Origin of the sequence: Ruminobacter amylophilus (assembly GCF_900115655.1) — a bacterium.
Classification (GTDB): domain Bacteria; phylum Pseudomonadota; class Gammaproteobacteria; order Enterobacterales; family Succinivibrionaceae; genus Ruminobacter; species Ruminobacter amylophilus.
This window is the reverse complement of the sequence record NZ_FOXF01000063.1, coordinates 1-11,255: the sequence shown is the minus strand read 5'-3', so window position 1 is coordinate 11,255 and position 11,255 is coordinate 1. Positions and strand designations below refer to the sequence as shown.

Below are 11,255 nucleotides of genomic sequence, written 5' to 3'. Positions count from 1 at the left end.
TTTGGTCACTTCCTTATCTGCTATATAGCAACACTCATTACCAGAATTCTGCAAATATACGAGCTGAACGACGAGGATTCATACCAGGCAATTTTTAAATTTATCAGAGATTTTCAGTTGGCTAAATGCAACGGTAAGTATGTAAATCTTCTGACAAAATCCGACTTTTTGGATAAGATTTCTGAGCTTACAAAACTACCGGTCAAATCCGCACTTTTAACTCAGAAACAGTACGAGAAAATCATGAATTACCGATTCAAATAACTGGTATTTTTAAAAGTGAATCACGATGGCAAATTCTTTAGTAATTTTAAAAGTTCTCACAAGGATTTGGCGAAAAACTCGAAAGTCAGGTATTATACAGCAATATTTTGTCTTCATGGTTCGAGGGCTATTTTTAGAACAATAATAGATTTTTTAGCAAAAGGTGAATCAATAAATGAATCAGCTAAAGAGATGTATATCAATCATAAGACAGATTCATACGTGAAAAGTCTTTACCATAGGAATGATTATTTTCTCGATAGATTAAGATTGATGTGCATCTACAGCAAATTCATTTTTCAGTGTGCTGGAATGCCTGAGTTGGTAGTTAAAGTTGATGAGTATGTAGTGAATATTAGTGAAAGAGTCACTACTAGAAATTGATTATGCTTCACGTAATGGGTATTAAAAGTTTGTGTTTGTATAGCTATTAGTATACAATGTATAGTAAGATATAGTTTGATTTATTTCAAATGAGAGGTGCATATGGGACAAATTAACGTTAAGCTGAATGATGATGACAAGCTCAAAGCTATGGAAGCCCTAAAAGAGATGGGATTAACCATGTCTTCCGCAATTCAAATGTTTATAGCTAAAGTAGCTCGTGAAAGACGTATTCCTTTTGATGTTTGTGCTGATCCGTTTTACAGTGAAAATAATATGAATGAACTCAGAAGAAGAATTGAAAATGTTAAGTCTGGCAAGAGTACTCTGAAGGAACACGAGTTATTTGTAGAGGATGAAGATGAAGAAGATTTGGACTGATGAAGCGTGGGAGGATTACTTATCGTGGCATGAAAAAGATAAGAAGACTTTAAAAAAAATACATAAGATTCTTCAGGATATTGATAGAAATGGTTACAACTGCTCAGGAAAGTGTGAACGATTAAAATATGAGTTATCCGATTATTGGAGTGTTCGGATAGATGAAAAGAATCGATTGGTTTTTAGAATTGTAGGTGACTGTATTGAAATTTACCAGTGTGCTACACATTATGGTGATAAATAATCCAGCAGATATCTAACGGTTTAAATAGTGTAACCTATATATATCGTGAAATATTTATTTGAGATATATCATATATACCCTAATAACATTGGTTGTTAGGGTATGGTTGACCGATAACGGTTCCATCAGCGTTTGAAACCTCAACATAGTAATCTGTTCTGGTACATCCAAAACAATCTTTAAACTGTTTTATGTTTTATTCACGAAATTTCTCCATAATTTTTCATTATTTCAAGATTTTTACTGTAAAAACCAGTATTTTTTTGATCAAAATCAGCATTAAACAGCTGTTTGTTGCTTTTTTAAGCAAATGAAAATATATTCTTTTTCCCAGAAAACAAAACCTTCGTAATGCATACGAAGGTTTTACAGAAGTGACAATATAGATTGTTTATTTTTTAAACTGAATAAACACTGTATTACTGAATGCCTGCTTCCTGTCTGATCTGTTCCACCCATTCGGCTGCTCTGTCCGGAGTGAGTTCAGGCTGATTATCCTCGTCAAGAGCAAGGCCCACGAAGGAGGTGTCATCATCGGTAAGAGGAAGCTGACTGGCAAAATCATAACCTTCGGCAGGCCATCTGCCGATAAGCTTTGCCCCCTTCTCCTTCAGGAAGGTATAGAGAATACCTATTCCGTCCACGAAATAATCGCTGTAATCAACCTGATTACCGAGACCGAAAAGAGCAAAGGTTCTGCCTGAAACGTCAATATCAGCCAGACTGCTCCGGAAATTATCCATGTCGGTCTGAAGCTCTCCGAGATACCAGGTTGATGTTCCGAGAATAACCAGATCATAATTGTTCACAACAGATACGTCCTTAACCTTGGCAACATCAAACAGATCCGCCGTATCCTCTCCGAAAAGCTGCTGAATAAGAATGGCAGCATCCTCGGTGTGGCCTGTATCCGAACCGTAAAATATACCTACTTTAGCCATGTTAATCTCCTGCATTTAATATTGTTGTTATTGTACCGGGACGGATCACCTGAAAGAACTCCGTTCACTAATCCCGGGGATTACGGGATATTCAGGCATCCGATTTTTCCATGATAATTCAGACCATGGCAAAAATACATTTTTTAAAGTGGGAATTTTTTCGATTTTCAGGCAGAAAAACATCAGGCTCCGACAATTACTGCCGGAGCCCGCGCTGTTTAATAATGAATACGCAGAGGAACTAAATCATTGACGGAACGGATACGTCGTCAGTTTCGCGTGCGGTTTCGGCGGTATCAGGCTGATCCTCGGCAAAACTGTTGAGGAAACTGGCGTACTTAACAGCCTTTCCCCTGGTGTCGCATACCTGAGCGGCAACGGAATCAAGAAGTCTGCGACCTTCATTCTCACCTTTCAAAACAATAACATCGGTACCTGCGTCAATAAGGTTGTAGACAATCACGGTGCCGCTGTCAACACTCGGCTGGAAGAGAACTGCGGACTGAACACTTCTTGCAAACTTGGACAGGGCTGTCTTTACGGCATAATCTTCGTTAAGCTGTGAAATCCAGCTGTCCACCCTGTCGGATACCCCGTTGAAGTTATCGTCCACACCGGCACTCAGGGAAGAAGTGGAAAGCATTGAGGCTTTGGCAATCTCATTGGGTGAGTACAAATTATCCACAGTCACTTTTTCCGGAGCGGAAACAGTGGTGGTACAGGCTGAAACCATTGCTGAAACAATTAAAAGTTTCAAAGATATAAATAAATTTTTAAACATTTTATATGCCTGATATAAAAGTATATTACTGCGGAATACCGTAATTTATCTTCAAAGCCTTGATTAAAGGGATTGCAAGGCTTATCGGAACCCTTTATCTGGCGCTAAATTTATCACTAAAAATTTTTGACTTCAAGCAAAATATTTAATTTTGATCACATTTTTTCTTTCAATAAAATATGACATTTATATATTTTTAATAAATATATTTAACTTAAATAAAGTAAGCAATATCTTATATACAGCTATAAACTTTACATACACGAAAAACTGCCGATTAATTTATGAATCTCCCTGCATAATACGTCACTTACAGGATGCACAGTCACTGCTAATCGGCTGTGAACCGAAAATGAAAACGGGGCGCTTCAGCGCCCCGTCAGGAGAGATTAGTAACACTCGTACTGAGAGTTGCCTGAATACATGCTTTCATAGCCGTTAAGGATAAGTTCATCCTTATGTTCAACCAGTTCACGCGGCAGATGCCTCTTTACGCCGTTATCGTCAACAGCCACATAGGTGATACCGCATTCTGTTACCTTGACTCTGCTGGTTCTGGCCTCGTCATTGTGCTTGGTCCACATCTGAAGCTGAATCTTGAGGGAGGTATTGCCCACGTGAATTACCCGGCAGTACACGCAGACCACGTCACCCACATGCACCGGATTTCTGAACACGATTTCGTCCACGGCCACTGTCACCACCTTACCGCGACAGAGTTCATAGGCCATCATGGCTCCGGCAGCGTCCAGCTGAGACATCAGCCAGCCGCCGAAGACATCACCGTTCGGATTGGCATCCGCCGGCATGGTCAGAGTTCTCAGCATCAGCATGCCGCGAGGCTTTTCAGCCGGCACTTCATCAACATTCTTTATATCTGTCATAACTGTTCTTTCCGTAAATTCTGAAAATAATGAAAATCTGTCCTAATTATAACCTATTATTGACTGAATCAGACAAATGCCTGTCGCCATTAAGTTCCCAGACCTGAATACTGGGTCTGATAAAGTTCATAATACTTTCCCCGGGCTGCGAGAAGATCCCGGTGATTTCCCCTTTCCACTATTCTGCCCTGCTCCATGACAATGATTTCGTCAGCATCACGGATTGTGGATAAACGATGGGCGATTATCAGTCCGGTTCTGTTTTTCAGCAGACTGACCATGGCTTCCTGAATATGCTGTTCGGTTCTGGTATCCACACTGGAGGTAGCCTCGTCAAGAATCAGTATTCCCGGATAAGAGAGAAATGCACGGCAGATGGCAAAAAGCTGGCGCTGACCTGCGGAAAGTCTGGCCCCCGCCTCATCAAGTCTGGTATCGAGTCCCTCCGGAAGCTGTTCGATAATGGTGTCCGTATTACTGAGTTCCGCAGCCATCCCGATTTCCCGCTCATCAGGCTCCCTGTCAAGTGCATAGGCCAGATTGCTTTTAACCGTTCCGCTGAAAAGAACCGTATCCTGCAGAACGATTCCGATGCTGTCTCTCAGGGATTTAAGTGACAGACCGCGTATGTCATGTCCGTCGACGGTAATAACCCCGCTGTCTACGTCGTAGAATCTCAGCAGAAGGTTGATGATGGTGGTTTTACCGCTTCCGGTGGCACCCACCAGCGCAATCTTCTTTCCGGCCTCGATTTTCAGACTGAAATCCCGTATGACCGGTTCTCCTTCGACGTAGGAGAAGTTTACGTCTCTGAATTCTATCTCCCCTCTGATTTCGGCAGGAAGATTTTCACCGGTCTCATCTTCTGATTTCTCATCCATGACGCCGAAGATTCTTTCGGCCCCCGCAAGAGCTGTCTGAATCTGACTGTAAATCTGTGCCAGTTCGTTTATTGGTCTTGAAAGCTGTCTGGAATAGATGATGAAAGCTGAAATCACGCCGACGGAAATACTGCCCTTAAGAGCCAGATAACCGCCGCACACCGCCACAATAAGAAATGTCAGATTGTTAAGGGTATTCATCACCGGTCCCATCATGTTGCCGATGATTTCCGCAATGATTCCGGTTTTTCTGAGACTGTTGGAGGTTTCCTCAAAGGACTTTAATGCTTCCGCCTGCAGATTGTAGGCGGCAACCGTTCTGTAGTTGGTGACAGTTTCCTCAACCCTGCCGTTAAGCTCTCCCAGAAGCTCCTGCCTTTTCACAAAGTACCGGCGCATGTATACGGTCATTATTCTGGTAACGGCCAGAGTTAGAACAATGGTGACGCAGGCGCACAGGGTAAGCGGAATACTGAACCACAGCATCATGGAGAGTGTGGCAATCAGAGTCAGCACACCGTTAAACAGAGTCCCCAGGGACATGGATATGGTATTGGCGATGTTATCGGCATCATTGGTCATTCTGCTGATGAGATCCCCGCGGGAATGACCGTCAACATAACCTATGGGCAGACGCAGAATTCTGTCAAAAAGTCCGGTTCTCAGTCTGGTAATAATCTTTCTGCTGAGCCCGGCCCCGACGCAGCCCTGCAGATATGAGGCGGCGCTCAGAAGAATGAACATGACCAGCATCAGCAGCAGACAGACGTAGAGACTGTCGTATTCACCTCTTACAATGGCGTCTATGGCCTCACTCTGAAAGGCCGGAGCGGCCACGGCGGCCACTGCCGATATCAGCACGCAGACCAGCATGGCGACAAGGCTCCACTTTTCCGAAACAAGATATCCCGAAAATCTCTTCAGGGTTTCGGCTTCGTTGCGGGCTTTTTCGGGAACAGCCACAAACCCCGCTCCCGGTCCTCTTCTGAATACGGATGAAGGAGATGCGGGAGTGCCGGTATTTCTGTTACTCATGACATTTCCTCCTCGTTCTTTAACTGGGATGTGTAGATATCAATATAGGAAGGACAGCTTCGCATCAGATTCTCATGGGTATCACAGGCGATTATGCGTCCGTTCTCGAGCACCGCAATGCGATCCGCGTTTCTGATGGAGGCAATGCGCAGTGCCACAATGATTTTAGTTACCCCGGCATAGTCTTTTTTAAGAGCATCCATGAGTTTTGATTCAGTCTTGAAATCAAGTGCGCTGGTGGAATCATCCAGAATCAGAATTTCCGATTTTCTGACCAGGGCTCTGGCAATGGCTATTCTCTGTCTCTGTCCTCCGGAAAGGGACATGCCTCCCTGAACCACGGGCGTATCATACCCTTTCGGCTGCCTGAGAATGAAATCTTCGGCCTGTGCGGTTCTGACTGCTCTTGCAATATCCTCATTTCCTGCATCCGGACTGCCCATGGCGATGTTTTCCCGAATGGTACCTCCGAAAAGCTCGCTTTTCTGCAGAACCACGGAAACACGTGATCTCAGTGATTCAAGGGTATACTCACGGACATCCTTGCCGTCCACCTCGACATAACCGTCGGTGGCGTCATAAAATCTGGGGATGAGATTTATCAGAGAACTCTTACCGCTGCCGGTGGCACCGATAACCGCCAGAGTTTCTCCGGGATTTACCGTCAGACTGATGTCACTCAGCACGTCGGCCTGCTGCTCCGGATATCTGAAGCGCACATTATGAAAAACTATTCTGCCGGATGAATCCCCGGCCACCAGATTGCCGTCCTTTACCGCGGGAGTTTCACGGATGACCTCACGGATACGCTTTTCTGAAGCAAGACCGCGGGTTATGGACTGAAAAATCATTACCAGCATCATCATGCCGTTAAGAATCTGAGAAAGGTAGGTAACCGCGGCCATGATGTTTCCGGGAGCCATCTCCCCCGCCTGAACCCTGACGGCGCCGAGATGTATCACCGCCGCCACGGCCAGATTGAGAATTATGTTCATTACCGGATGCATTGAAGCGATTATCAGCAGCACTCTGAACTGGATATCGGTCTGCCGTCTGTTGGCTTCGGCAAATTCCCTGCTTTCCTTTTCTTCCTGCACGTAGGCCTTGACCACTCTTAGACCTTTAACACTTTCCTGAACCCTGGTGTTCATTACGTCAATGCTCTGCTGCAGACGGTCAAAAAGAGGACCTGTCTTCCAGAAAACCAGAATGACCTCAAGAAGAATCAGGGGAAGAGCGACCAGAATAACCATTCCGAAATCGGAGGTCAGGGATACGAGGGCTATGCTGCCGGCGACAAAGAACATGCCGCAGCGGACACTGCCTCTGATTATCTGCGCCCACATGTTCTGCACCTGGGTAATGTCACCGGTGGTTCTGGTAATCAGGGAACCCACTGAGAATCTGTCATTCTGAGTAAAGGAAAAACCGAGAATCTTTTTAAAGCAGAGCTTGCGGACGTCATTGCTGTAGTTCTGACTGAAAAGATTTGTGAAAACACCGCTGAGGATACCGCACAGGCATCCGGCCAGTACGATTACCAGCATCCATATGCCGGTGCTGATTATTATGTCCTGCTGAGGAACTCCGCCGCTGCCGAGACCAAGAATCCCCTCATCGACTATTCTGGCCATCATTCTCGGTTGATACAGGTCTACCAGAACTTCAAAGACCATGAAAAGTGACGCCAGTACGGCAAAATACCAGTATTTCAGAATGTACTTAATCATACACCATCCTCTGTCGGTTCCAAAAAACGTGTCTGACCGAACACATGCAATCATGAAAAAGCTTCTGCCGTTCCGACGTCAGTCAGAAATTCCGTCAGTTCTTGCAGTACCTTTCATGAGCCACCGCCTGCCCCTCGGCTGATGCACAGACTCCGTCATTCTGCGGAAGAACAAGTTCTCTTCTGCCTGAAACCACGTCATCGAGAATTCTGTCGATGTCTGCCTGGTTCTCCTTCTGACAGATCTCCCTGAAAAACAGATTGACCTCAGGATTGCTTAAACGGACATAGCTTAAAAACTGCTTGGTTCTTGCCATCTGATACTGTTCGGGAAGCAGCTTCTTCATGATATCTATAAAATGAATCACCGCTTTAACGGATTCAACAACCGTGAACGGTTTATCATTGTTCCTGATAACCCCCTCAAGGTTTGGTACCGCAAGCGCGTATCTTCCCACCATCAGATTGCTGCAGTGGGTAACCTCAATGCATTTTGCCGCTGATGCCGCGTCCCTTACCTCGCCGTTTGCCACCAGCGGAATCTCGTTTCTGTCGGCAAGAGGTGTTATGTATTCCCATTTAATCGCATCGGCTTTATATCCGTCCATACGGGTACGGGCGTGAATGATAATCCTGTCGGCTCCGCCTCTCACGATCTCTTCATATATACTGAAGATATCATCGGGATTCTCCCATCCGAGACGAATCTTGACGCTTAAGGGAATGTCGGCAGGAAGCAGATCTCTGGTTCTGCGTACGGCCTCTCCGATTACCGCAGGCTTTTTCAGCATGGCGGCACCGCCGCCCGAACGATGCACGAATTTGGAAGGACAGCCGAAATTCAGATCAACCCCCGGCGCCCCGCACCTTGCGGCCACCAGTGCGTTTCTGGCAAGGATATCCGGATCGGTTCCCAGGATCTGCACCCACACCGGAGTGCCGTTTGCGGTTCTGCCCTCGTGTCTGAGTTCAGGAACCTCACGTCTGAACACCTTTCCCGGAAAAACCACGTCCGTAACCCTGATGAATTCACTGACGCAGTAATCATAACGGTTGTAATCCGTCAGCGCCTCTCTGAGCGGATAATCCAATACCCCCTCCATGGGGGCCAAAATAATTTCACCAACTGACATAAGCACCTCAAAAATCCGGGATGATTATATCAAAAACGTGACATAAATAATAAAAAACACTGTTTTATCCGGTGATTTTAAAACCTGAAATCAGTCGTATATTACCAGCTTCGAGGTACATGATTTCAAAGAAACCAGACTATAGGAGTAACTCTTTTCTGTTACCATCGTACACCTGTCGACATCCGGGATATCAGGAAAGAATTTATCAGTTATCATTCTGATCTGAAACTGATCCAGAGGAATGCTTATCTGCCCGGCCCTGTCACTTATGAAGCGGATTTCAAACTGATATTCGTCTCCGGTATAGGTTTCACCGTTCCTGCCGCGTGAATAAACCATGTAACGTTTCAGAATGGTTTTTACCCTGACCACTCCATCTCTGGGAATGGTATAAAAATTCACTCCGTCAAACGCATGAACATAATGCCGGCTGATGACCACAATGAAGCAGAAACACTCGAACATGTATCCGTTCAGATATGATTTTATGATATCGTCCTTTCTATCCGCATACTGAGGATGCGCATCCAGCCATCTGCCGAAAGGACGCAGTGAGAGGAAAATCAGCACGGACATTACTGCCATAATCACTGTAAAAGCCGTCAGCATAAAGTTTTCCCAAAAACCAAGACCGAGTATTCCACCGCCAGTGCAAGACATAAAAATTGCATTAACCGGGAAAGCGAAGGCAATAGGAAGGATTATCAGCCAGAGGTATAAATTTTTTAATTTTCTCTTAAGATAGCGAAAACAGAGATCCGTTCTGAGAGAAGAAGCGTTAAGCTGTTTAACAGGGTGCTTCGCGCAGTAGTCTCTGTATTTCCGCTGCCATATCTTTCTGCTGAAATACTCTCCGCTTTCAACAAGCTCTCTTATAAAATTTGACCTGTTATTATTCTTCTGCAGTCTGTAATCCGACCAGATTGAAAACAGTGTTACGAACAGAATAATAACACACAGAAATGACACGCTCTGCAGGATATCTTTAACCCCGTCATGTGCGTGCCAGCTTAATACGCCGCTTATGCAGAGTCCGGATAAAGATCCTGCGAGAAAAACCGCGTTTAAAGTACTTATCCCTCTGCTCCTGAACAATCGTTTATCGTAATGTTTCATGCGAAACTCCTGCGTAACATCATATCGTTACTGAGCATTATCGTCCATTACAGGCTCTGAAATACAATTCCGCATGGAAGCAAAGCTGCTGTAATAAGTTTTTCTCTCAGTAAAAGCAACTCTGTCTTTCCAGGAAACATCAGGGAAAAACCTATCCATAATCATTTTTACCTGAAACTGATCAAGAGTTATGCCGTATTCCTTTAAAATATCACCTTCACCGCAACAGAAAACAATTCTGAAATGATATTCATCTTCAACGTATATTTCACTATGCCGTGAGTGTGTGTAAATCATTAAACGTTCGACCTGAACCTTCACGTCTTTCAGATTATCTTTCTCTTCCGTGAAAAAATCAGTACCGTCGAATGCATGGACATATTTCTTGCCGACAACCACTGAGTTGCATGAACAGGTGAATGCATCTCCTTCAATATAGGAATTTTTGATTTCATCCTTCTGTTCCCTGTACTTCGGATGGGTTCCGAGCCACGAAGAAAAAGGCCTGAACGACAGCAGATACAGAAATCCCATAATTCCGGTGGCAAACATGCAGGCAAAAGCCAATACCGTCCAGAAGAACTTAAATCCGAATAATCCGGCATGACACGGGGCTGTTATAAAAACAGAGCATGCTAAGGATATGAACGGAATCAGAACGCAGATCCAAAAAATCTTTAACAGTCTTCTCAGATAACGGCAGCTGATATCAGACTGAAATGATAAGGCAGAAAGTGATTTGAGAGGATGACCGGCACAGTACGAATCATATTCCTTCTGCCAGGATTCCTTATTGAAATACTCTCCATTCTCAATCTGTTTTCTGAAACCGTCGGCGATGCTGTTGTTTCCTCTGTATCTGCTTTCATTGGAAAGGGATAACGCGATGAAAATAATTATGAACAGACATATAACTGCTCCCAGCATAACCAATTCAGTTCTGACCGCATCAGAACCAGATACATATAGTCCTAACAATACCAGAAAAGCCGCCAGAGTCACGACCATTGCAGTAAACCTTTTACTGCCGATAATCCAGCGCTGCTGTTTTTTGTCATTACTCATCTGATTCTCCTACCGTTTCAATCAACAGGCCTTCTTCAGAATCTGCGCAGGTCTCAGGTCAGGATGCGGAAAAAAACATCAGTCCGGTACAGGCAGACCTTATACCGGCAGGTGATTCCCGCAGTCTGCAGAAACAGTATATCCTTTAATCGATGTTACGAACTTTTTTCGTAAATATCAATTACCGCATATCACTTAAGTGAAATGGTTAAAGTTATTGCCTCTCAGCCTGTTTTTCCCTCATTACCAGTCAGTTTCATGACGTTTCATCCGGAGTTTTCCACATGGACAGCCATTCACAAAATAAACAAAAAATATAATCTATCTGACATACAATGGTATTTTATTTCATAAATGTGCTTTATCCTTGACATAGACGCAAAATCATTTAAATTTATACCTAGGTGTATAATA

The 11,255-nt window shown here is 44.3% G+C and carries 11 protein-coding genes; 3 read left to right on the top strand and 8 right to left on the bottom strand.

What is annotated here, in order from left to right:
- The 3 genes from BMY80_RS12445 to BMY80_RS10895 all read left to right on the top strand — a co-directional run.
- Window positions 1-264, top strand: a 264-nt coding sequence (locus tag BMY80_RS12445; RefSeq protein WP_218140360.1) for a hypothetical protein, incomplete at its 5' end; no start/stop codon positions are given.
- A 486-nt stretch (window positions 265-750) separates the two neighbouring features.
- Window positions 751-1,029, top strand: a complete 279-nt coding sequence (locus BMY80_RS10900; RefSeq protein WP_031580274.1) for a type II toxin-antitoxin system RelB/DinJ family antitoxin — start codon at window positions 751-753, stop codon at window positions 1,027-1,029.
- A complete protein-coding gene (locus tag BMY80_RS10895) occupies window positions 1,010-1,273 on the top strand; it encodes a Txe/YoeB family addiction module toxin (RefSeq protein WP_093143601.1) in 264 nt (87 codons plus the stop codon). The genes BMY80_RS10900 and BMY80_RS10895 overlap by 20 nt, the downstream gene beginning before the upstream one ends.
- 419 nt (window positions 1,274-1,692) lie before the next feature.
- On the opposite strand, the gene BMY80_RS10890 is transcribed toward BMY80_RS10895, so the two are convergent.
- From BMY80_RS10890 to BMY80_RS10855, 8 genes are all read right to left on the bottom strand, one after another.
- The gene (locus BMY80_RS10890) at window positions 1,693-2,214 is read right to left on the bottom strand and encodes a flavodoxin (protein WP_093143600.1); all 522 of its coding nucleotides are present in this window, start codon (window positions 2,212-2,214) and stop codon (window positions 1,693-1,695) included.
- Window positions 2,215-2,455: 241 nt separating this feature from the next.
- Window positions 2,456-2,995 carry a hypothetical protein gene (locus BMY80_RS10885; RefSeq protein WP_093143599.1) on the bottom strand — a complete coding sequence of 180 codons (540 nt, stop codon included), beginning with the start codon at window positions 2,993-2,995 and terminating at the stop codon, window positions 2,456-2,458.
- Window positions 2,996-3,384: 389 nt separating this feature from the next.
- Window positions 3,385-3,879 (bottom strand): acyl-CoA thioesterase, encoded by a 495-nt coding sequence (locus BMY80_RS10880; RefSeq protein WP_051621759.1) that lies wholly within the window; start codon window positions 3,877-3,879, stop codon window positions 3,385-3,387.
- A gap of 89 nt (window positions 3,880-3,968) precedes the next feature.
- Window positions 3,969-5,795, bottom strand: coding sequence for an ABC transporter ATP-binding protein (locus BMY80_RS10875; protein WP_093143598.1), 1,827 nt, complete (start codon window positions 5,793-5,795; stop codon window positions 3,969-3,971).
- A complete protein-coding gene (locus BMY80_RS10870; RefSeq protein WP_093143597.1) occupies window positions 5,792-7,525 on the bottom strand; it encodes an ABC transporter ATP-binding protein in 1,734 nt (577 codons plus the stop codon). The genes BMY80_RS10875 and BMY80_RS10870 overlap by 4 nt, the downstream gene beginning before the upstream one ends.
- A gap of 94 nt (window positions 7,526-7,619) precedes the next feature.
- On the bottom strand, window positions 7,620-8,657 hold the full coding sequence (locus BMY80_RS10865) for a tRNA-dihydrouridine synthase (RefSeq protein ID WP_093143596.1): 1,038 nt from the start codon (window positions 8,655-8,657) through the stop codon (window positions 7,620-7,622).
- Between the two features lie 90 nt (window positions 8,658-8,747).
- A complete protein-coding gene (locus BMY80_RS10860; protein WP_093143595.1) occupies window positions 8,748-9,776 on the bottom strand; it encodes a hypothetical protein in 1,029 nt (342 codons plus the stop codon).
- A gap of 27 nt (window positions 9,777-9,803) precedes the next feature.
- Window positions 9,804-10,841, bottom strand: coding sequence for a hypothetical protein (locus BMY80_RS10855; protein ID WP_093143594.1), 1,038 nt, complete (start codon window positions 10,839-10,841; stop codon window positions 9,804-9,806).
- Between the last annotated feature and the right edge of the window lie 414 nt (window positions 10,842-11,255).